The organism is Streptomyces smyrnaeus, from assembly GCF_017676345.1.
GTDB classification, from domain to species: Bacteria; Actinomycetota; Actinomycetes; order Streptomycetales; family Streptomycetaceae; genus Streptomyces; species Streptomyces smyrnaeus.
On sequence record NZ_JAFFZM010000013.1, the window covers coordinates 120,995 to 142,700 of the forward strand.

General features: G+C 70.1%; 16 protein-coding genes and 3 pseudogenes. 10 read left to right on the forward strand and 9 right to left on the reverse strand.

The window, feature by feature from the left end; translation table 11 throughout:
* Positions 1-86: 86 nt before the first annotated feature.
* From JW613_RS21550 to JW613_RS21560, 4 genes and pseudogenes are all read right to left on the reverse strand, one after another.
* On the reverse strand, positions 87-1,958 hold the full coding sequence (locus JW613_RS21550) for an ABC transporter ATP-binding protein (RefSeq protein WP_209212586.1): 1,872 nt from the start codon (positions 1,956-1,958) through the stop codon (positions 87-89).
* 711 nt (positions 1,959-2,669) lie between these two features.
* Positions 2,670-2,903: pseudogene (locus JW613_RS37040) on the reverse strand (hypothetical protein); the annotation flags it as partial.
* A gap of 424 nt (positions 2,904-3,327) precedes the next feature.
* Positions 3,328-3,783 carry a VOC family protein gene (locus tag JW613_RS21555; RefSeq protein WP_209212491.1) on the reverse strand — a complete coding sequence of 152 codons (456 nt, stop codon included), beginning with the start codon at positions 3,781-3,783 and terminating at the stop codon, positions 3,328-3,330.
* A gap of 114 nt (positions 3,784-3,897) precedes the next feature.
* Positions 3,898-4,869 (reverse strand): AraC family transcriptional regulator, encoded by a 972-nt coding sequence (locus tag JW613_RS21560; RefSeq protein WP_209212492.1) that lies wholly within the window; start codon positions 4,867-4,869, stop codon positions 3,898-3,900.
* A gap of 159 nt (positions 4,870-5,028) precedes the next feature.
* Between JW613_RS21560 and JW613_RS21565 the strand changes: the two genes are divergently transcribed.
* Both JW613_RS21565 and JW613_RS21570 read left to right on the forward strand, forming a co-directional pair.
* Complete coding sequence (locus JW613_RS21565) at positions 5,029-6,093, forward strand: saccharopine dehydrogenase family protein (protein WP_209212493.1); 1,065 nt, start codon at positions 5,029-5,031, stop codon at positions 6,091-6,093.
* A gap of 687 nt (positions 6,094-6,780) precedes the next feature.
* Positions 6,781-7,557: pseudogene (locus JW613_RS21570) on the forward strand (P-type ATPase actuator domain-containing protein); the annotation flags it as partial.
* Between the two features lie 77 nt (positions 7,558-7,634).
* Here JW613_RS21570 and JW613_RS21575 read toward each other — a convergent pair.
* On the reverse strand, positions 7,635-8,642 hold the full coding sequence (locus tag JW613_RS21575) for an ArsR/SmtB family transcription factor (RefSeq protein WP_209212495.1): 1,008 nt from the start codon (positions 8,640-8,642) through the stop codon (positions 7,635-7,637).
* A 65-nt stretch (positions 8,643-8,707) separates the two neighbouring features.
* Here JW613_RS21575 and JW613_RS21580 point away from each other — a divergent pair, with 65 nt between their 5' ends.
* A complete protein-coding gene (locus JW613_RS21580; protein ID WP_209212496.1) occupies positions 8,708-9,772 on the forward strand; it encodes a questin oxidase family protein in 1,065 nt (354 codons plus the stop codon).
* A gap of 106 nt (positions 9,773-9,878) precedes the next feature.
* On the forward strand, positions 9,879-10,544 hold the full coding sequence (locus JW613_RS21585) for a hypothetical protein (protein WP_307865984.1): 666 nt from the start codon (positions 9,879-9,881) through the stop codon (positions 10,542-10,544).
* A gap of 100 nt (positions 10,545-10,644) precedes the next feature.
* Here the strand turns inward: JW613_RS21585 and JW613_RS21590 are convergent, their stop codons facing one another.
* From JW613_RS21590 to JW613_RS21600, 3 genes are read right to left on the reverse strand one after another with little or no spacing between them, the layout of a single operon-like run.
* Complete coding sequence (locus tag JW613_RS21590) at positions 10,645-11,487, reverse strand: IS5 family transposase (protein ID WP_209212497.1); 843 nt, start codon at positions 11,485-11,487, stop codon at positions 10,645-10,647.
* Between the two features lie 23 nt (positions 11,488-11,510).
* A complete protein-coding gene (locus tag JW613_RS21595) occupies positions 11,511-11,927 on the reverse strand; it encodes a hypothetical protein (RefSeq protein WP_307865985.1) in 417 nt (138 codons plus the stop codon).
* On the reverse strand, positions 11,924-12,598 hold the full coding sequence (locus tag JW613_RS21600; RefSeq protein WP_307865994.1) for a DUF6192 family protein: 675 nt from the start codon (positions 12,596-12,598) through the stop codon (positions 11,924-11,926). Before JW613_RS21600 ends, JW613_RS21595 begins: the two co-directional genes overlap by 4 nt.
* An 889-nt stretch (positions 12,599-13,487) precedes the next feature.
* Between JW613_RS21600 and JW613_RS21605 the strand changes: the two are divergent.
* The 4 genes and pseudogenes from JW613_RS21605 to JW613_RS21620 all read left to right on the forward strand — a co-directional run.
* Positions 13,488-15,056 (forward strand): annotated as a pseudogene (locus JW613_RS21605) (heavy metal translocating P-type ATPase); the annotation flags it as partial.
* 303 nt (positions 15,057-15,359) lie between these two features.
* Positions 15,360-16,736: an MBL fold metallo-hydrolase gene (locus tag JW613_RS21610; RefSeq protein WP_209212498.1), complete on the forward strand. Its 1,377-nt coding sequence runs from the start codon at positions 15,360-15,362 to the stop codon at positions 16,734-16,736.
* Between the two features lie 38 nt (positions 16,737-16,774).
* On the forward strand, positions 16,775-17,149 hold the full coding sequence (locus JW613_RS21615) for a rhodanese-like domain-containing protein (RefSeq protein WP_372447977.1): 375 nt from the start codon (positions 16,775-16,777) through the stop codon (positions 17,147-17,149).
* On the forward strand, positions 17,146-17,898 hold the full coding sequence (locus JW613_RS21620) for a sulfite exporter TauE/SafE family protein (RefSeq protein WP_209212499.1): 753 nt from the start codon (positions 17,146-17,148) through the stop codon (positions 17,896-17,898). Before JW613_RS21615 ends, JW613_RS21620 begins: the two co-directional genes overlap by 4 nt.
* A gap of 33 nt (positions 17,899-17,931) precedes the next feature.
* On the opposite strand, the gene JW613_RS21625 is transcribed toward JW613_RS21620, so the two are convergent.
* A complete protein-coding gene (locus JW613_RS21625; protein WP_099876960.1) occupies positions 17,932-18,213 on the reverse strand; it encodes a metal-sensitive transcriptional regulator in 282 nt (93 codons plus the stop codon).
* A gap of 81 nt (positions 18,214-18,294) precedes the next feature.
* Between JW613_RS21625 and JW613_RS21630 the strand changes: the two genes are divergently transcribed.
* Positions 18,295-18,861, forward strand: a complete 567-nt coding sequence (locus JW613_RS21630) for a rhodanese-like domain-containing protein (protein WP_209212500.1) — start codon at positions 18,295-18,297, stop codon at positions 18,859-18,861.
* Positions 18,862-19,261: 400 nt separating this feature from the next.
* A complete protein-coding gene (locus JW613_RS21635; protein WP_209212501.1) occupies positions 19,262-21,673 on the forward strand; it encodes a glycoside hydrolase family 65 protein in 2,412 nt (803 codons plus the stop codon).
* The last annotated feature ends 33 nt before the right edge of the window (positions 21,674-21,706 follow it).

Below are 21,706 nucleotides of genomic sequence, written 5' to 3' on the forward strand. Positions count from 1 at the left end.
CAGTACCTCGTAATTCACGAAGTCAGTTACGAAGGGGACAGGTCGCGGAAGCTGTTGCGCGGCGCGGGCCCACGTGCGGGTAGGGGTCATTGACGTGCTCCGGGCTGCTCGCGGTCGCTGCGGGCTGTCTCCGCGGTGACCTGGTAGGACAGCAGCTCCTGGAAAAGGCCCGGCTGCTCGGCGAGCTCGTGGTAGGAGCCGTCCTGGACAACCCGTCCTTCATCGAGGACGACGATCCGGTCGGCGACGGCCAGGTTGGTGATGCGGTGGGTCACCAGCAGCACCACCCGGTCCTGTGCGAGACCGCGCAGCCGCTGGAAGATCCGGTATTCGGCTCGGGGATCGAGGTTGGCAGTCGGCTCGTCGAGGACCAGCAGGCCCGCATCTCGCATGAAAGCCCGGGCCAGAGCGATACGTTGCCACTGTCCGCCGCTCAGCTCCTCCCCGTTGAGCCACTCCCGGGCGAGAAGAGTGTCCAGCCCGGAGCCGAGCTGGGTGACGACTTCGTCGGCACCGGCGGCCTCGCAGGCTTCATGCACAGCTGCGTCCCCACGCGGCGATGGCTGCCCGAGGGTGACGTTCTCCCGCACCGTCAACGGCCAGCGCGCATAATCCTGCGGCACCAGGGCCACCTGCTTCCACAGCGCTTGCGGATCGGCCTCCTGCGTGGGGACGCCGTCCCACAGGACTTGTCCGTTGCTGGGGAGGTACAGTCCGCTGGCGAGCCGTGAGAGCGTCGTCTTGCCGGAACCGTTGAAGCCCACCAGCGCGGTCACTTCACCGCGCTTCAGCGTGAGGGAGACCTCGGACAGCGCGTCCTTGTCTTTACCCGCGTAGCGATGGGAGAGGGATGCGATCTCGATCGTCTCCGGCGGCCCGGGGCGGTGGGTACCGCGGCGCATACGGAACCCACCCGCCCTCTCCAGGAAGCGGGTCCAGTCGTCCATGTACAGGCCTGTGCGCACGGCCCGGGAGCCGACCGACACCAGGCCGCGCACGGCCTGTCCGGCCGTCTGAAGTGCGAAGACTGCCGCGCCCGCGCGGCCGACGCTGATCTGACCGGTCGCCAGCAGCCAGACCACCGCTGCCCACACGATCGTCGAGCCCACCCCTGCGCACATCGCGCCGATCAGGGAGAAGCGGGCTCCCTGATCGGCGGCGACCCGGTCCTCGCGGTTGATCCGGGCGACGGTGCGCCGGTACCTCTCGGAGAGGAAGGACGCCATGGTGCCGGCGCGGATCTGGTCGGCCGCGTCGCGCGTATAGATGTGCCAGCGCAGCACCGCGAGCATGCGGTTGTCACCGTTACTGCGCAGGTTGGCCAGGTAGCGCACACGCGCGGCGCTGACCTGGGAGACGGCCTGCGGGAGGCTCGCGACCACCAGCAGCGGCAGCAGGATCGGGTGGACACCGGCAAGTACCACGGCACCGGCGAGAAAGCTGGCGGAAGAGGCGATCAGGTCCTGGCCTTCGTTGATCAGGTCCCCGGTGACCTGCGCGCCGCGGTCGGCCGCCTCCCGGTCGCGGTTGAAGTCCGGCTCATCGTAGGCGGCCAGCTCCACCTCGGTGCATCCGTCGAGGAGCATCTGCTCGGCCTCGCGCGTCATCAGCGGCCCCAGGCGCGAGGAGAGCCAGTTGACCGTGATGCCCATCACCGCACGCGCTGCGGCGGCGCCCGCCAGCAGTGCGACCGACGGCCAAGCCTGCAGCAGCCGGTGGAAGACGTTCCCGCTGGCCAGCAGAGCGGTCAGCGTGCCGCTGATGGCGAGCAGGCCCATCGCCTGCATGATGCCCGAGACGATCTGGCAGGCCAGAAGCCCCGCGGTAGCGGGCCGGTCCACCCGCCAGGCCAACATCAGCGACCGGCGCACCAGCCGGGGCAGGCGTCGGGCCATGTCGATCAGCCGGATCGAGCGGCCGGCCGCCTCCCGGCTACCGGTCAGGTCCACGTACCGCATCTCCGGCTCGGCGGCCTCCTGTCCCCCCGCAGCGCCGCCTTCGGCCTGCCGAGGCACTGTCGGTGTGTCTGCTGACGCCTCCGTGAGACCAGTCTTCCCGCGTGCGGCGCGGTCGTGCCTGATCACCTTCGCGGACGGACTCGTACCGCGGCGAGGTCCACCGCTGCTCACGCGCTTCCCCTGCGACTGCTTCCTCATGCTGACCACACCCCCGTGCCCGCGGGGCTTCCGGGAAGGTCAACGCGACGCCGCCCCAAAGGGCCCCGGTCACCAGGGAGCCGTTCGATTCCGGAACGCTCGGACGCATGAGAAGAGGCAGACGGCAAGGCATCCTCCATATGGATGGACGAGGGGTACATGTGCTCTAGAAACAGCCCCGGCAAGGAGTTTGTAACGGGTATTTGGTGAACAGGTGTTCTGATATGGGGCTTCGGCCTGACGGGAGGCCGAAGCCTGGCGCAGGGATCATTCGAACGGGGTCAGGTCACCCCGGCAGGGGATTGCCAGAGCACGCGGCGGCGGGTTTCAGGCTGGGTTACGTGTGCTTCGGCAGGAGGTACAGAAGGGCGTCAGGCGCGAAGGTGCAGCCGATCCACAGAGCTCGTCGGTGACCGCGTCTACTGGCCGGAGGTCGTGGGTGTCGGTCGGCGGCGATGAGTGGGCGGCGTGTTGCATACGGGGGGGCGGCCTGGCGGAAGCAGGCGGTCAGTGGCTCAGCCTGGGGAGTGACGCCGGCCCCTGCGACCGCAGAGCCCGTGGATGGCCCTTTTCCCGCGTTTGTCCGTCACCGGTGCACTGAGCGGACGCTGACCCGTAGGTCCTCGGTGATCTCCGAACTCACCTCGCCCCGGGCGAAACGCTCGGCAGCCTTGGGCCACAACTCCTCGCTGACTGCTGTCGTTCAGCAGTCAGCCCGCCCCCTGTGGAGCCGCATACATCGGTGATACCGCAGTGGACGAGCCAGCCGTCAGCCCACACGAGTCCCACCTGAGTGACAAGGCACCACCAGGGGGTCCGCGTGCCCCGCATCGGGAGGGCCGGCCACGCGTCCACCCCGATCGCGCGGACCGACAAGGCGTACGCCTCCGCAAGAACCGCATCGACCTGCGCCGCCGCGGGATCCGCTGCACCATCCCGGACAAGGCTGACCAGGCACGCAACCGCCAGAAGCTCGCCTCTGCGGCGGCCGACCGCCGTGCTTCGCCCCGACCGACCACCGCGAACGCCATGCGGTCGAATGCGGCAGCAACCGCCTCAGGAGAAGCCGCGCTGTCGCCACGCGCTACGGCAAGCTCGCGGTCGATACCAGGCGATGGTGCTGGTCGCAGCCGTGGACGAGTGGCTGCGACCAGCATCACCGCAACGGCCCTCAGACGACGTCGAACTCGTTGCCCTCGGGGTCCTGCATTGCGGCGGCGTAGAGGCCCCTCTCCGGCTCGTCCGTGACCCTCAGTATGGTGGCACCGGCCTCGACCAGCCGGTCCACCGCGGCCCTGACCCGCTGCGCGCGGACGTCCAGCGGGATGTCACGGCCGCCACCCACCTTCAGGTCGAAGTGCCACCGGTTCTTGGCGGTCTTGGACTCCGGAACCTGCTGGAACCACACGCGTGGTCCGCGCCCCGCCGGATCGACGATCGACTCCGGAATGTCGCCGGCCCCGGTCGGTAGCTCTTCCGCGGGCACCCCCATCGCCTCCCAGTAGGCGCGCCACGTGGCGTGCCCGTCCGGCGCGGGCTCGGGCACATAGCCCAGGGCCTGGGCCCAGAACGCCACCATTCTCTGCGGATCGGAGCAGTCGATCGTCAGCTGCACTGTCACCTCCATGCCTGAAGCCTCCCAGGCAGGTCTGACAGAGACCGTGCCGGGGCAGGCAGTTGGACCGCTCCGGCCGGTCGCGTGGACGAGCCGACATGAGCGGGTCGGTGACATGCGTGCGGCTCAGTATTGTTCGCCGGGCGTGGAACGGCGGAATCCTCCGGGGGCTGAACCGTATTCTCGTTTGAACGCGTGGGCGAAGGCGAACTCCGAGGTGTAGCCCACCTTTCGTGCCACTGTGGCCAGTGGCGCGTCGCTGTCTCGTAGTAGCCGGGCTGCCAGCGTCATCCGCCACCAGGTCAGATAAGTCTGCGGTGGTTGGCCGACCAGTGCGGCGAATCGCCGGGCGAAGGCCGCGCGGGAGACCCCGGCTTGGGAAGCCAGTTCCGCGACGGTCCACGGTCGGGCCGGGTCGCCGTGGATGACGCGCAGCCCGGCGGCGACGGCGGGATCGCGCAGCGCTGCTGCCCAGCCGGTAGCGGCGCCGCGGGCGGATTGTTCGTCGAACCAAGCGCGCAGAATGTGCAGCAGCAGCACGTCCAGCAGGGCGGGCAGCATGGCGTCGCTGCCCGGCCGTGGCTGCTCCAGTTCACCGCCGAGCAGGTCGACGGCGGCGCGTAGCTCTGGTCGGTGTCCGACCCGGGCCGGAAGGTGGATGACCTCCGGGAGGTCTGCGAGTAGCGGATGTGCCCGGGACCGGTCCAGCAGGTAAGCACCGCAGAGCATGACCGTCGCAGCGGTCGGCCCGGGTGTCGGGTGTCGGCCGGTCGATGCCCCCACCCCGTCGTCGTTCTGGCGGTCGTCCTGGCCGGGTGGAATCTCGGCCAGGGAGGTGGATGCATCCACCAGCGGGGTCGACAGGCTGTCGGCGAGGCCGTGGGCGGCGCCGTGGGGCAGGAACGCTACATCCCCCACGCTCAGAGCGATCGGTGCGCCGTCCGGTGGGAACAGCCAGCACGATCCCTGCAAGACGATGTGGAATCCGGCCGCCGCGACGGACGGATGGCGCGTTCCAAATGGCGCCGGCCGGTGGACCCGGCCGGAGTGCGGTTGGCCGGTGCGCATGGCCGCGACTGCATCAGAGAGAACATCCACACTATCAACCTACCGCCGTCGTCCTGAGGAAGACGATCGCGCATGGTCTGGCGACGTTCACGCATAGGGCGTCTCGCAACGTCGCCATACGGTGAGATCGTCGGTGAGTTGGTCAGCCATCTTGCACGACAGCACTCATCCTCGAACCAGGAGATCCACGTGCAGATCGCCATCTACGGCGCAAGCGGCTACCAGGGAAAACTCGTCATCGCGGAACTGGCCCATCGCGCAATCGACATGCGGCTCGTCGGCCGCAACGCCACGCGCCTTCGTGAGGCCGCGGTGACCTCGGGGATGGTCGACGCCGAGCAGCGGGTAGCCGACACCGACGACCACGACGCCCTCGTGGCGGCCTTCCGTGGATGCGACGCGGTCATCAACTGCGCCGGCCCCTTCACGAGCGCCGGTCCCGCCGTGGTCCGAGCGGCCATCGCCGCCGGCTGCCACTACGTCGACACTGCTGGTGAACAGTTCTACATCAAAGCGGTTTTCGACACCTTCGCCGACGAGGCTGAGCGCGCCGGGGTCACCGTCGTCCCCGCCACGAACGATGGGTGCGTCCCCGGGGACCTGATCGCCCACCTGCTCGCCGAGCGCGTCCAACCGGTCGAGGAGATCACCGTCAGCCACTTCGTCGTCGGCAGTGCCGGATTGTCCCGGGGTTCCCTGCGCTCGGCTCTCGACACGATCGACGCACTCAAGAACGGCGGCCTCGGCTACGACGACGGTGACTGGCGTACCGGCATCCCCGCCCGGCACACCTCCGTCACTCTTCCCGGCGCCGAGCATCCGACCGAAGTGGTGAAATGCCCCTTGTCCGAGGTGGTCACCATCCCGCGCCACGTCCCGGTCCGGCATGTCGAGAGCCTCATCGATGCCGCAGTCGGCGCCCGGTTGGGCACCCCGATCACCCCGGAGATCATCGACAGTCTTCCCGAAGGGCCGACCGACGAGAACCGCCGCACCCAACGGTTCACCTACCTCATTGATGCCGTCGGTCGTGATGGCCGACGTGCGCGCGGCGTTGTGCAGGGTCGCGACACCTACGGCAGCACCGCCGTGATCGCTGCCGAAGCCGCTCGCCGACTGGTCGCGGACGGCGCCGAACCAGGCGTGCTCGCCCCGGCACAGGCGTACGACCCGACCAGCTTCCTCACCTCCCTCGCCCCACACGGAATCAGCTGGACCGTAACCGACCCCGACACCCCCACCGCCCAGCACTGACGGGTGCGCCCCTGTCACTCCTCGTCGTCGGCATCCTTCGCGTAGGGGCCGCAGGCCGCCGGGCAGGTCGGGAAGCTGGAAGGAGGAGCGGCCGAACATGTTGATGTGGTGCTGCCCCGCGTCCATGTAACGGGCAACGCATTGTCTTCTTCGCCTCCGACCTGCTCCCGGCCCTGGCCGGCCGGTTCATATCCGGGGGCGCGCCCGGACTGCTGATGTCGCTCGCCCCGGCGGTCGCCCTCGGTGTCGCCGGCCTAGAACACGAAAGGCGCGCGCCGAGCATCGTCTTCGGTGCGAACACCGTCGGCATCGCTCTCGGCGCGCCCCTGGCCTCGCTGGGCGGCACGGTCCCTGGGCTGGCGGGCGACGCTCATCGGCGCCGCACTCGTCGCTGCGGTCTGCGCGGTCCTGCTCTCGCTGACTGCCGTCATCACCTACATCGCCCCCTATCTCTCGGGGGCGTTGCTCACGACGTCGCCCGTCAGCCGCTTGCGGCCTTCGCTTCGTGTCCCGTTGGCCGAATGGGCGTGCCATGAAGCCTCGGTGCCCCGTTGGGCGCCGTACGATCCGGCCATACGTATGGGTGGCTCCGCTGTCGGGGGATTCGTCCCTCGTTGCTGACATCAACCGTGGCAGTGTGCTGAACAACCAGCAGGGCCCAGGGTCGGCGTCGGACCGAGGAATGCCATGGACCACTTCCTCCGCTTCACTTCCGTCGAGTTCACCCGTCGTGTGTTCTCAGCGGTCCCGCGCTCGCGCCTTGAGCAGGTTCTTCTGGCCGTGACGGCCGCCGCCCTGGCAGCCGGCGGGACCACCTGGCTCGGCGGTACCCGCGGTACCGCCGACCTGTGCTGGGGCCTGGGGACGGTAGCGGCCGTCGGGCCCGCCTCGGCATGGGTGGTGAGCGCGCTGCGGCAGCACCGTGCCGGGGTGGACCTGATCGCCGTACTCGCTCTCGGCGGAACGCTGGTCGTAGGTGAGTACCTGGCCGGGGCCTTGATCGCGCTGATGCTCGCCACCGGGCGCACATTGGAGGCGGCGGCACAGCCGCGGGCCTCCCACGATCTGCGGGCGCTCCTGGAGCACGCGCCGCGCTCCGCCCGCCGCCGTATCGGCAGCGATGTGCGCACGGTGCCGCTGGCCGAGGTCGCCGTCGGTGATGTGCTCGTCGTCGGCCCCGGAGAGGTGGTTCCCGTTGACGGCCGTGTGGTCGGCTCAACCGCCGTACTCGACGAGTCGGTACTCACCGGGGAACCCCAGGCCGTGGAGCGCACGGCGGGTCGCGCGGTGCGCAGTGGCGCGGTCAATGCCGGCGGCGCCTTCGACCTGCGGGCCTCCGCCACCGCGCAGGACAGCACCTACGCGGGGATCGTGCGGCTGGCCCGCGAGGCCGGGGCGGAGTCCGCTCCGGTCGTCCGGCTGGCCGATCGCTACGCGGCATGGTTCCTGCCGCTGTCCCTGAGTAGGTGTTTGAGAACCCGGCCGCCCAGAGTCGCAAGGGCCCGGAGTTCTGGTGGCGGATTGGAGTGGGCGTGGTGCTACTACGGGATGTCGGGGGCCTGGGTGTGTACGAGTTGGTCGCCGAGGCAGGTGCGCCGGTAGAGCACGGACCGGCCATCGCGCCGGGTGGTGAGTATGGACGCGGCCTGAAGCGCTTTGAGGTGTGCGTTGAGCGTGGGTGCGGAGAGGGCCAGCTGCGTCGCAAGCTGGGTGGTGGACATGGGGAGCTCCAGAGCGGCGAGGATCGCTGCCCTGGTTCTGCCGACGACGGCGGCCAGCGGCACGGACTTCATGTCCGGCGCCGATTCCCACATCCGGCCGAGTCCGCGCGACGAGTAGGTGAGGCGAGGCTGAGGGTCGGCGGTGCGCACCAGCACGTCCGGCCACGCGAACACGCAGGGCACGAGCAGCAGCCCACGTCCGCGCAACGGGGCGCGGCCGTCGTAGTACTTGACGATCGTGAGCCGCTCGCCACGGAGAGCCACGGAGGGGTGCAGCGTGGCGAAGAGCCGGGCGGCCCCGGCGGAGGCGAGTTCCTCCAGCCGGTGCGCGAGGTCGGCTTGCAGGACCGCATGGATGCGGGGCCAGTGCGGTGCGAGCGCGACCTGCCAGTAGGCGGCGAACTCGGTGGTGATCCGCTTGACGGCACGTGAGGGATCGGCCAGCAGCTCGCGCATCAGCGCGGCCCGGCCCTGGCGACCAGGTCCCTGCTGTGCGGTGCGGTGTCCGGCCAAGTGCGCCAGCTCCGCGGAGACGACGGCGAAGTCGGTGCGGGCGATCTGCTCGAGGCCGGCGGCCAGGCTGCCGGTGCGGCCCTGCGGGTCCGGGAGCAGGAAGTCCGGCACGTACCCGATCGGGCGCACCAGCGCGGTCAGCAGTTCCATGTCCACGCCGCCGAGGCGGGAGTCCACGTACCGGAACCACGGTCCGTGCAGGCCGTTGCGGCGGCCGAGGGAGAACGTCCGCAGGCTCGTCACCAGCTCGGCAATCGGGGAGAACGCGAAATGGATCCGTAGATAGTCGGCCGGGGCGAATTCCAGCTCAATCACCCCTCAAGATTAGTCTGGGGGCGAATCGTTGGGCGGCGGAGCGGTCGGCTGTCATCTTCTTCACCATGACAGCGACAACCGGGAACCTGCTGGCGGCTTACGAGCGGCTGCATCACCTCGGGCCGGAGTTCGGCGGTGACGAGGAGGGCAACCACGGCCTGACCAACCACGGGCCGATGGCGGCCGAGGTGATGGCACGACGTGGTCTCGATGTGGACATGGAGCGCTGGCTCGACGACTACGTGCCACGGCTGACCGACCTCCCCACGCCCTCCGAGCGGATCTCCGCGGCCCACTGGCGCGAGGCGCTCGGTGACGCGCGCAGGATCGCCGACTGGACGGCGTTCTTCCGCGCCGAGCTTCGATGCCGTCCGTGGCAGGACACGCTCGCCACGTGGTGGTCGCGGCTGCTCCCGGGCATCGCGGCGGGCTCGACACACGGCGTCATCCGCGTCGGGCACGCGGTCCGCACCCTGCGCACCGGCGCCGGTGGACCGGCCCTCGACGAACTGGCCAACGGCCTCGCGTTCTGGGCGGCGAGGTGGCGTCCGCTGCCTGGTGACACCTCCGGCGCCCCCGCGCCCGGACCGGCCGCCGCCCTCGACGCGCTGCCCGAACTGCCCGACCGCGCCGGGCTGATAGCCCAACGGCTGGCCCGGCTCACCCGGATGCCGCAGTGGCCCTCAGCACTTGCCGCTCTGCCCGCGCCGGATGGCACCGGCGACGTACCCGCCGCCCTGGCCGCGCTCGTCGACGCCGCGACCGTGCGGTATCTGCGGATCGGCCCCCACGCTCCCGTGCTGCTGGTGCACACCGCGACCGCACCCAACGCGGTGCTGGCCTGCTTGCCCGTGCTTCCGGCCGAGCTGTGGCGGGTGAGCCTGGCCGCCGCCTGGGTTGCCACGGCCGCCATCACCATCACCTACGCCGGCGCGCCCGGCAACCCCCATGCCGCGCTCCCGGTCGCCGACAACCCCGCCGCTGTCCTGCTGGAACGGGCCGCCGACCACCGCGACGAGCACGTCATCAAGTTCGCGGACACGGCCGTCGATTCGTTCGAGCGAACCGGCAACCCTGAGGCGCTCGCCGCCGCCCATCTGGCCGCCGACCTGATCGACGCGTCGCGGTGACTGCCGCTCGGGGCGGCGGCTGTCGGACCGAAATGGTCGCTTCACCGGGGAAGCCCAAGCCCCACACGCGCGCCCCCGATACCGCCCCAGGGTATATTGCGGTGGGGTGTCACCGAGCAACGAAGGAGCCCAAATGTTTCTCATCGAAATCGCCTGCCCACGCGGCGCATTGACCGATGACGACCGAAGAGACCTTGCCGGCGAAGTGTGCCGGCTGCTGGTCGGTGCCGAAGAGGGTGTGGCAGAGGAAACCATGAGCCGTGCCCGCGCGATGATGCATGTCGGCTTCCGAGAGCTCGACTGCTGGACCACCGGCGACGGCCCGTGGATACCCGGGAACGCGCCGCCGCTCTGGGTCACGATCACCGTGCCGGAGGCGTGGCGCGCTGAGATGTCGCTGACCACCATCGGCATGGTGCGTCGCGGGGTGCGCCGGCTCGATCGTTCGCACGGGTGGCAGCGCCCTGAGGGCCATCTGTGGATCAACCTCGTCGGCGTCATCGACGGGAGCATCGGGATGGATGGCAAGCCCGGCACCGCTGATGACGTCGTCGGCCAGATGACCGCTGCGTACCGGGCGAAGAACGATGCCCCGAGTGCCGACAGCGCCGACCTCCCCGAAGGAGTCACCATCGACCCGATGTGCGGCATGCATGTACGACTGGGAGGAAGCGCCCTCACTCTCGAACACGAGGGCCGGACGATGGGTTTCTGCGCGAAGAGCTGCCGAGCGGCATACGCCCGCCAGCACGGGCTGTCCGCCCCCGCCTGAGCCGGACCTTCAACCAGTCAGCCGCCGGCGCCGCGCTTGATCGCCGTCGCTGCTGGCCGGTGAGTTGAGGGGCCTCGTGAGAACGGGTAGGCGGGTGCGGTCATGGCTTCTTCGCCCAGTTCGGCCGTGAGCCTTTGCGGGTGAGGCGGCGGGTCATGAGGGTGATGAGGGCCCAGGTGAGATGTGCTTCGGCGTGCTGGGGCAGGCGTTCGTAGTCGCGGACGTTGCGGCGCGCGTTCATGAGCCAGCCGATGGTGCGCTCGACGCGCCAGCGGCGGGGTAGGACGACGAACCCTTTCGTGCCGCGGGGGCGGGAGACGGTGCGCAGGGTGAGCCGGAGGCGTTCGTCGGCCCAGGTGACCAGTTGGCCGGCGTAGGCGGAGTCGGCCCAGACCTGGGTGATCTGGGGGTGGGTGAGCCTCAGGTGCCAGAGGAGTTCGCGGGCGGCGTCGCGGTCGGTCATGTCGGCGGCTGTCACCGTGATCATCACCGGGAGGCCGAGGGTGTCGACGGCGATATGTCGTTTGCGGCCGTTGATCCGCTTCGCGGCGTCGTAGCCGCGGCTGGCGGCGCCCACGGTGGAGGCGCCCTTCACGGACTGCGAGTCGACGATGAGGGTGACGGGGTAGGGGCAGCGGCCGGCGCCGGTGCGGATGCGGCGGCGGAGCTGGTCTCGTATCCAGGCCACGACCCCGGCCCGGTTCCAGCGGGCGAAGATGGCGTAGACGGTCTCCCAGGGTGGGTAGTCGGCGGGCAGGGCCGGCCACTTCGCGCCGTTGTCCACGATGTAGCGGATGGCGTCCACGACGGTGCGCCGCGGCCACTTCTCCGGCCGGCCGCCGGTCTTCGTCTGGCAGGCCGGGACGGGCAGCAGCGGCTCGATCAGGGCCCATTCCGCGGCGGTGGTGTCGGAGGGATAGCGGTGTCGGCGGGGTGCGGGCATCGGCCCGTCGTTCCCTGGCGGGGTTATCGGGTGAGCTGGGCCAGCGTGGCGCGGACGCCGGTGAGCTGGGCGATGGCCAGCTGTGCCCATTCGTCGTCCGGGTGGCGGGCCAGGTGCGGGTCGAGCGTGCCCGTGATCATCCGGGTGAGCCGGTGGAGGATCTCCAGGAACTGCCGCTTCTCGTATTCGATCCAGTCCGCCGGGTCGTCGGAGAACAGGTAGCCGTCCCGCTGGCGCCAGATGATCGGCGTCAGGTGCTCGGCCGCGCCGACGTCCCGCAGGTGCCGGATACCGCGCTCGACCTGTGAGCGCGTGAGGCGGGTGGCGGCGATGAGCTGCCGAGTCTGCAAGCCGGCGGGGCGGGCTTCCATCAGGGCGGCCCGCACCAGGTCGCCGTTGTGCACGGCCACCGGCCGCGCCTCGCGGGCCACCGCCTTCACTCGCCCTTCAGCAGCCGGGCGAGCTGTTCGTCCAGGGTGAACTCGCCCGCGTCGATCGCGTCTTCCAGCCAGTCGGCCGCCGCACGGACCTTCGCTATCCCCCGCCGGACGGTCTCGCGCTCGTCCTCGCTGAACTCCTGCCCGCGAAGGCGCGGGACCAGGCGGCCGAGGGTGGCGACGAACTGGTGGCAGGAGCCGACCAGGCCCACGTACTCCATGCTGTGCTCGATCCGGCGGACCGCCGGGGTCCGCTCGCGGATCTCCCCGCGGGTGCGGTGGGAGTTGTCGAACTGGGCCCGGTTGACCAGGAACCGGGCGGTGTCGTCCCGCATCGTCTCCTGCGCCACCTCAGGGCGCCGCAGCAGATCGGCGGTCACCCGCGTGGCCACCTCGTCATCCCTCGTGAGCTCCCGGACCACCCGCATCCGTTCCTCGGCCGAGAGCTGGCCGGCGGGCTCCGGCCAGCGCAGCAGATCCGCCGCCACCCGCCCGGCGACCTCGCCGTCCCGCGTCAGATCGGTGACCGCCCGAACCTTCTCCTCGACCGTCTCCGGCCGGTCCACCCGCTGCCCGACCAGCCGCTTCGCGGCGTCCGGGGTCCATCGCCGGCGACCGTGCCGGTCGAACGGCACGTCCTGGACCGCGGCCCACCGCTCGGCGGCGCCGGTCACCGACGCCAAAAATCTTGTGGACGGTGAACGACACCCCATCCGCCCGCCGCCCCTTCGGCCAGCGGGACGCGACCCACCGCCAGTCCTCCACCGTCGAGGCCGCCACCCCGTGTCGTGCGCGAACAGCCCCAGCGACTCCTGCACCGTGAACAAATCCTCGCTGCCGTTCGGCATCGACCCGCCCACCGGCCGCATCGGCTCGATCTCCAGCGCAGCGTCACCGAGCGCGAACTGAGCCCGCGCCACCTGCGCGACCAACTTCCGCCCTTCAGCGACGAGCTGCTCGTAACGTTCCCAAGAGACGGTGCCCACCCGCTCCGCCATAACCAGCCACCACCTCGAAGGCGAGCCGGGGGACGGCCACCGGCACGGGCCGTCAACGCGGCACCGGCCCGCGTCACCCCTCACGGTGACGCGGGCGCGAGCCCCGGCGGCAGGCGCAAACAGGAGTGGAAGTAGCCACGACCCCGCGCGCCAGCCAACCCGTGCACGACACCCGGGGCCGCTGGGTCGGCCGAGGCGTTCGGCTACGGCGTTTCCGTAACGCCCTTCCGCGACGCCCGCCTCTCGCGGCAGGCCCGCACCCGACACCGCGTCGAGCAGTACACCGCCGACCGCGCCCGCTCCACCCCGACCGTCCAGGACCGCCCGCACACCGGGCACTCCGCCAGCTCCCCCTGCTGCATCGCAGCCACCCGCCGCCGGGTCGCCTCCAACCGCCGCCACCGCCGCGACTTGCACCGACCCGAGCAAAACACCGCCCCCGCCGCCTTCGACACCGGCAACGGATCACCACACTCCCGGCAATACCTCCGGACCACCGCACCCGGCCTCATAGCGCGATCATCCGACCAGGCCAGACCTCATGGCCAGGGTTCTCAAACGCCTACTGACGGCAGCGGGACTGGCCTGGCTGATCAGCGGTTCGGCGGTACGGGCAGTGGCGGTTCTGGTGGTGGCCACCCCGTGCCCGCTGCTTCTCGCGGCGCCGGTGGCTGTCGTCTCCGGCCTGTCGCGGGCCTCCCGCCTGGGTGTGGTGATCCGCGACGGCGGCGCGCTGGAGAACTTCGGCCGGGCCCGCACCCTGCTGCTCGACAAGACCGGCACCCTGACCAGCGGTCGCCCGCACGCCCTCGACGTCGTTGCCGCACCCGGCTGGAAACCCGCTGATGTACTGCGGCTGGCAGCCTCGCTCGACCAGTACTCCCCGCATGTCCTCGCGCGGGCGATCGTCGATGCGGCCCGCGATCGCGGACTGGAACTGTCGCCGCCCACGGACGTGACCGAGGAACCGGGACGGGGCGCCACCGCAACTCTCGACGGCCGCCGCATGTCCGTCGGCCGCCTTGAGGCCCGATCCGACAAGCCCAACTGGGCACGAGCGGCCGACAACCGGGCGCTCCTGGATGGGGCGGCCGTCGCCTGGCTCACTGTTGACGGCAGTCCCGTCGGCGCTGTCCTCCTTCGTGACCCTCTGCGCCGGGACGCGCCGCGGACGCTGCGCCGACTCCGCACGACGGGCATCGGGCGGCTGACGCTGCTCACCGGCGACCGGCCGGAACCGGCCCGCGAGATCGCGGCAGTCCTCGGCCTGGACGACGTGCGGGCCGAGCTCACTCCGGCCGACAAGGTCGCCGCCGTACGTGCCGAACGCGGGCGCGCGGTCACAGTGATGGTGGGCGACGGCGTGAACGACGCCCCGGCGCTCGCAGCGGCGGATGTCGGCGTGGCGATGGGGGCCCGCGGCTCCACCGCATCCTCCGAGGCCGCTGACGTCGTCCTGACCACCGACCGCGTGGACCGCCTCGCCGACGCCGTCGCCATCGCCGTACGAGCACGCCGCATCGCCGTGCAGAGCGCGCTCGGCGGCATGCTGATGTCCCTCGCCGCCATGGCGGCAGCCGCCGTGGGCCTGCTACCGCCCGCCGTCGGTGCTCTGCTTCAGGAGGGGATCGATGTCGCGGTCATCCTCAACGCCCTGCGTGCGCTGCGCCTCGACCAGGCTGCGCGCCCCGCCCTCCAACCCGCGACGGAAGCGCTCGTCCACCGTTTCGCAGCCGAACACGAGGACCTCCAGGACGTGCTCGAAGCCGTACGGGGTGCCGCCGACCAGCTGTCCGACAGCTCGGGCCCGAAGGCGCTCGCGGCAGTGGGCGAGGCGCACCGGCTGGTCAACGAACGGCTCCTGCCGCATGAACAGGCCGAAGAGCACCAGCTCTACCCTGCCCTCGCGCCCACTCTGGGCGGTCCTGAAGCGACCGCCACGATGAGTCGTGCCCACACTGAGATCGAGCGTCTCGCCCGGCGCATCGCCACCCATCTGTAACTGGTCGCAACCGAGGGTGACCTGGCGCTGGAGCAGCTCGATGATCTGCGCGTCTGTCTGTACGGGCTGCACAGCGTGCTGCGCCTGCACTTCGCACAGGAGGAAGAGACCTACTTCTCCCTCGCCCCGTGAGGCAGCTGCTTGTCTGGGCGGTCGGCGATGTCGGGTTCGTTGTTCGGCGATGGGCTGTCGTCGTCCGTCGTCGACATGTGTGTCTTTGCTGCGGTGTCCCAGGACACACGGCTGATGTGTGGCTCACAGGCAACGGCGACCTGACCAGGAGCGGGCCGCTGCCCCGTCGGCCCGCCCGCACCCTGCGGCAGGGTGCGGGTCCCTCGATGCACCATCACCACTCAAGGAATACCCCCACCCGTATCCCTGTTATGGTGAGACGTAATACCCCCCTGGGTACTCTGATGAGAGGAGGCACAGCCGGTGTTCTTCATCGACACCTTGGAAGTGCAAGGCCTGGGCAACCGCAGCTACCTGGCCGGGGGCTCCACGGCTGCCGTGGCGGTGGACCCGCCCCGCGACATCGACCGGGTCATGGCGGCGGCCGCGCGGCGCGGTGTGCGCATCGCCTTCGTTGCCGAGACCCACCTGCACAACGACTACGTCACCGGCGGCCTGGAGCTGGCTCGCGTCAGCGGCGCCCGATACCTGGTTCCGACGGGCGCTTCGGTCTCGTTCGAACACACCCCTGTCGACGACGGTGACACCGTCGCCCTGGACGAGGGACTGGCGCTGCGTGCGGTGGCCACTCCCGGTCACACTCCGCACCACACCTCCTACGTGCTGGAACAGGACGGTCAGGCGATGGCAGCCTTCACCGGCGGGTCACTGCTGATCGGCACGGTCGGGCGGCCGGACCTGGTCGAGCCCAGGCTCACCGAGCAGCTGGCCCGCGCCCAGCACGCCTCCGCACACCGGCTGGCCGACCAGTTGGACGACGAGGTGCAGGTGCTGCCCACCCATGGCTTCGGCAGCTTCTGCTCCAGCTCCCAGGCCGAGGGGGACACAACCACCATCGGCGCGGAGCGCAGGGTGAACGAGGCGCTGGTCAAGGACGCGGACACATTTATCGCCGACATGCTCGCCGGACTGGACGACGTGCCCGCGTACTACACCCACATGGGGCCGGTCAACGCCGCCGGGCCCGCCCCCGTCGACCTCACGCCACCCCGGCAGGCGGACGCCGAGCAGATCTCCGAGCGGCTCGCCGCCGGGGAGTGGGTGGTGGATCTGCGTAACCGCGTTGCCTTCGCCGAGGGGCATGTGGCCGGGTCGTTCAACTTCGAGGGCGAGGGCAAGTTGGCCACCTACCTCGCGTGGTTGATCCCGTGGGGCAAGCCCGTCACGTTGCTGGCCGAAACTCCTGAGCAGATTGCCGACGCGCAGCGGGAGCTGACCCGGGTGGGTATCGACCGGCCGGCCGCTGCCGCCACCGGCGAACCGGACGACTGGGTCCGGGACGACTCCCAGCTCGTCTCTTTTCCCCGGGCCCGTTTCGCGGACCTGGCCGACGTACGTGAGAGCGGCAAGGACCTGGTCGTGCTGGACGTGAGGCGCGACTCGGAGCGCGCGAGCGGTTACCTCGACGGCTCGGTCCACATTCCCATCCACGAGCTGCCCGACCGTATCGGCGAGGTGCCGTCCGGTCAGGTGTGGGTGCACTGCGCCGGCGGGATGCGCGCGGCGATCGCCGCCTCCCTCCTGGACGCGGTCGGCCGCGAGGTGATCGCCGTCGATGACGGCTTCGATGCCGCCTCCGACGCCGGGCTCACCCTCACCCGTCCTCAGAGCATCGGCTGAAACACCCACTCACAGCACCCACCCGGAGTGATCGCGCTTTGTTCTCCCTGCCTTCCTCTCTCCGTCTTCTCCGTCGCAGCCCCGGCCGTCTCAGCCCTGCGCAGGCCCACCGGCATCTGCGTGATGAGCAGGCGGTGCTGCTCGATGTCCGCGAGATGTCGGAGTGGCTGTCCGGGCACGCCCCCTGCGCGCTGCACCTGCCGCTGAGCCGCCTGCGGGCCGGGTCGCCTCTTCCAGCAGCTGCGCACGGCAAACCGATTCTGGTCATCTGCCGCTCCGGCCACCGTTCGCAGCAGGCTGCCGAGCTGCTGACCGCCCGGGGCGTCGAGGCGCGTGACATCACAGGCGGCATGATCGCGTGGGCGCGCGAGGGCCTTCCGGTCGCCGATGAGAGCAGCGGTTCCATAGCGTGAGTGCCCTGCTTCTTGCCCTTGTCGCCGGTGGCGTGGTCGGGCTTGCGCTCGGTGCGCTGGGCGGGGGCGGCAGCGTGCTGGCGGTGCCTGCTCTGATCTATCTGCTGGGCTTCACCCCGGCCGCAGCCACCACCGCGAGTCTCATCATTGTCACCGTCACCTCGCTCACCGCTCTCTACGCCCACAGCCGTGCGGGAAACGTACGGTGGAAAACCGGTGCGTTGTTCGCCGCAGCGGGTCTGGTCCCCGCTGCGGTAGCCGGTGCCGCTGCGAACCGCCTGCCACAGCCGGTCATGACGGCCGCGTTCGCCGCCGTCGCCGCCTTCGCGGCCGTCGAGATGTTGCGCTCCCGCCGCAGCTCCACCGACGGTGGATCGCAGCCCGTGCGGCCGGCCGAAGCCGCCGGCACCGGGGCCGGGCTGGGCGCCCTGACCGGGCTGCTCGGGGTGGGCGGCGGCTTCCTCGCCGTTCCTGCCCTGGTCGCGGTTCTGGCCTTCGAGATGCAGGCCGCCATCGGCACCAGCCTGCTGGTCATCTCGACGAACTCACTTGCTTCCCTCGCCACCCGCGGGGCCACCCTGGCGGGACTGGAATGGGCGGTGATCGCGCCGTTCACCGGGGCAGCGATCCTGGGCGCCTGGGACGGCAGGAAGGTGGCGAGCAGGATCTCCGGTACGTTGCTGCAACGTACGTTCGCCGTCGTGCTGCTGGCCGTGGCCGCCTTCATGCTCATCGACGCCGTGACATGATGTCGCCCCCGTGGATGCGGCCGCAGGGACCGGTCAGGCAAGGGACAAGAACAACTTCTCCAGACGGGCCCGCATCTCCTCCCGGTCACCGGGGGCGGAGCCCTCCGCGTCCGTCATGCAGTGCTGAAGGCCGGTGGCGATGATCGCGAACCCCGCCTTGTCCAGAGCCCGGGAAGCTGCCGCCAACTGGGTCACCACTTCCTCGCAATCCCGCCCCTCTTCGATCATCTTGATCACCCCGGCGATCTGACCCTGCGCTCTACGCAGCCGGTTGACCGCCTTCTTCAGCTCCTCGGCCGCCATCGTCAGTTCCACCGCAACTCCTTCTCCTTCATAGATACCCCTGCGGGTATCCTACCCGGAGGGGAACCCCCGATGAGAAATGGAAAGATCCACGTGACCGCCACCACCGCCCTCACTCCCGCGCAGGCCCACGCCCGCCTGGACAAGCTGACCGTGATCGATGTGCGCACGCCGGGGGAGTACGCCTCCGGGCATCTGCCCGGCGCCCACAACGTCCCCCTCGACCACCTGGATGCGGCACTCGACGCACTCAAGGCGGCAGCCGGCCGTTGCGACCTGCTCATGGTGTGCGCCTCTGGTGCCCGCTCCGCGCAAGCCTCCCAGCGCCTGACCGAACACGGCGTCACCGCCGCTACGCTCACCGGCGGCACAGCTGCCTGGAGCCGGCTCGGCCATACTCTCCACCACCCCGCGGACACCCCCGCCATCTGGGCCATGGAGCGCCAGGTCCGCCTCGCCGCAGGAGCACTTGTCCTCACCGGACTGCTCGCCGCCCGCCGCTGGCCGAGGACCCGCTGGATATCCGCAGGCGTCGCCGGCGGACTGGTCTTCTCCGCCCTCACCGACACCTGCGGCATGGCCCGTGTCCTGGCCAAGCTTCCCCACAACCGGCCCCGGGCCACCGACCTGGCGGCCACTCTTGCCGCTCTGAGCGACTGACGCCGGTCGGGGCGGCAGACATCTGCCGAACACCTTCGCCGACGACCATCAGTGCGAGATGGCTGGGCCCGCACGGGTCGGGTCACCGTCGGCCCACGGCAGTGTCGGCGAACACATCCGGCGGGCCTTTCACGGGAAGGAGCCGTCTTCGGGCCGGTCATCGGCGGCTGACTGCTACCCGGCCATGACACACGGCCCGTGTCGTCTCCTCCCGTAACGATGGGCGAGTAACTTCTGCCTGAGACCGCAGGCCGTGTTGAAGCTCGGGCAACGGCTGGAGTCGCACGTGCGGCGGAGCGTCGTACCGCAACGGACGTCGCTGGGTGACCACGCACAAGAATCGCCGTGGTCCCGTCGGTCGATTCGAGAGGCTGAAGACGGACGACTGGCTTGGAGGGCGATGAGCGCCGAATGGTCGTGGGTGTACGAAGGGTACGACCCGGCTGAGGAGCGCCTGCGCGAAGCGCTGTGCACGCTGGGGAACGGATATTTCGCCACCCGCGGAGCGTCACCCGAGTCCGTTGCGGACGACCACCACTACCCCGGCACCTACGCGGCCGGTTGCTACGACCGGCTGCCATCGGTGGTGGCGGGGCATCAGGTGGAGAACGAGGACCTGGTCAACCTCCCGAACTGGTTGCCCCTGCGCTTCCGCATCCGGGACGCGGTCGGCGGAGCCTCGGACTGGTGGTCGCCGGACCAGCCCGGCCTGCTGAGGTACCGGCAGTCTCTCGACCTGAAGGGAGGCAGCCTGACGAGAGATCTTCTGTGGGAGGACACGGCCGGACGCCGCCTGCGGGTCAGACAGCAGCGTCTCGTACATATGGGCGATTCGCATCTTGCTGCTCTGCGCACCACGTTCACCGCCGAGGACTGGTCCGGCGAGTTGGAGATCGAGGCGGAACTGGACGCCACCGTCACCAACAGCGGCGTGGCACGGTACCGGGAACTGGAGGGCAGGCACCTGACGTCACTCGAAGCCGGTGAGGCCGGTGGCGACGTGGTGTGGGTCCGCTGCCGCACGCGGAACTCGTGCATCACGGTGGCGCAGGCGGCGCGGCTGTGGTGTTCGGCGGGGGAGGGCTTGGTGCAGCCCGGGCCGAAGAGCGACGGCCGGGCCCGTCAACGGCTCCGTCTGCCTCTTCGCTCCGGCGTGAGCGTTCACGTGGACAAGACGGTGGCGATGTTCATGTCCGGAGACCGGGGGATCAGCGAACCCCTCGGCGCCGCCACCGAGGCGGTGGGCCGTGCTGCGGGCTTCCCGGAACTTCTGGTCTCCCACCGCCGGGCGTGGCGGCACCTGTGGCAGCGGGCGCATCTGGACGTTCCGGGTACGACGGGGCGCATCCTGCGGCTCCATCTCTTCCACATCCTCCAGACGCTCTCCCCGCACACCGCGGGTCTCGACGTCGGTGTACCGGCCCGTGGGCTGCACGGAGAGGCGTACCGGGGACATGTCTTCTGGGACGAGCTGTTTGTTCTCCCCTACTTCGACCTGCACTTTCCCGAGGTCTCCAAGGCGCTGCTCAACTACCGCCACCGACGGCTGCCCGCGGCGCGTCGCAACGCGAGCGAGGCCGGGCACACCGGTGCCATGTTCCCGTGGCAGAGCGGCAGTGATGGCCGCGAAGAAACACAGACCCTGCATCTCAACCCGCGCTCACACCGCTGGCTGCCCGACAGATCGCGGTTGCAGCACCATGTGGGCTCGGCGATCGCGTACAACGTCTGGCGGTACACCGAAACCACCGGGGACCGGGAGTTTCTCCACACCAACGGTGCGGAGATGCTGCTGGAGATCGCCAGGTTCTGGTCCGGACTGGCCGAGTACGACCCCGAGTACGAGCGGTACCGCATCCGGGGAGTGATGGGCCCCGACGAGTACCACGAGGCGTACCCCGGCTCCGACCGGCCGGGGATCGATGACAACGCGTACACCAATGTGACGGCTTCCTGGGTACTCACCCGGGCTCTGGAGTTGGTCGACGAGCTCCCGCAGCCGCGAAGAGACCACCTCTTCGCTGACCTGGCGCTCACCGCGGAAGAGCTGGAACGTTGGGAGGACGTTTCCAGGCGCTTGCGTGTCCCCTTCCACCGCGGTGTCATCGACCAGTTCGACGGCTACCACGCGCTGGCCGAGCTGGACTGGGAGCGATATCGCACCCGCTACGGGGAGGTGCGCCGGCTCGACCGTCTCCTGGAGGCCGAGGGGGACGACGTCAATCGCTACCGAGTCTCCAAACAGGCAGACGCCCTGATGCTCGGCTACCTGTTCTCGCCTGCGGAGCTGGCTGCGGTCTTCCACCGGCTGGGGTACCGCCTCGACGACGAGACGTGGGACCGTACGGTGGACTTCTACCTTCCCCGCACCAGTCACGGCTCCACGCTCAGCGGCCTGGTGCACGGCTGGCTGCTCTCGCGCGAACGCCGCCCCGATGCGTGGCGCTACATGCAGGAAGCGCTGGTGGGGGATGTGGCCGACGTCCAGGGTGGGACGACGCCCGAGGGGATCCACCTGGGAGCCATGGGCGGCACGCTGGACCTCGTGCAGCGAGGGCTGGCCGGACTGGAAGTCCGGGACAACACACTCCACGTCGACCCGGCACCCGTCCCGGAGCTGTGCACGTACGGCTTCTCCGTCCGCTTCCGCGAACACTGGGGAGTGAATGTCCAGATCCGCGGTGACAACCTGAAAGTAGGCCTCCCGCTGTCGGAGAGATCGCCTCTGCGCTTCTCCGTACGCGGCCGTGCCGTGACCGTGTTGCCGGGCGAGAGCCGCACCATCACCCTTGGAAGCTCGGCCGGGAGCTGACCGGTCGGCCCTTGTCAGCAACCGCGCCCGCAC

Coding starts and splice junctions, on each gene's coding strand:
- JW613_RS21550 (WP_209212586.1), bottom strand. CDS start 1,958: ATGCGGTACGTGGACCTGACCGGTAGCCGGGAGGCGGCCGGCCGCTCG.
- JW613_RS21580 (WP_209212496.1), top strand. CDS start 8,708: ATGACAGCGACAACCGGGAACCTGCTGGCGGCTTACGAGCGGCTGCAT.
- JW613_RS21635 (WP_209212501.1), top strand. CDS start 19,262: ATGAGCGCCGAATGGTCGTGGGTGTACGAAGGGTACGACCCGGCTGAG.
- JW613_RS21590 (WP_209212497.1), bottom strand. CDS start 11,487: ATGCCCGCACCCCGCCGACACCGCTATCCCTCCGACACCACCGCCGCG.
- JW613_RS21555 (WP_209212491.1), bottom strand. CDS start 3,783: ATGGAGGTGACAGTGCAGCTGACGATCGACTGCTCCGATCCGCAGAGA.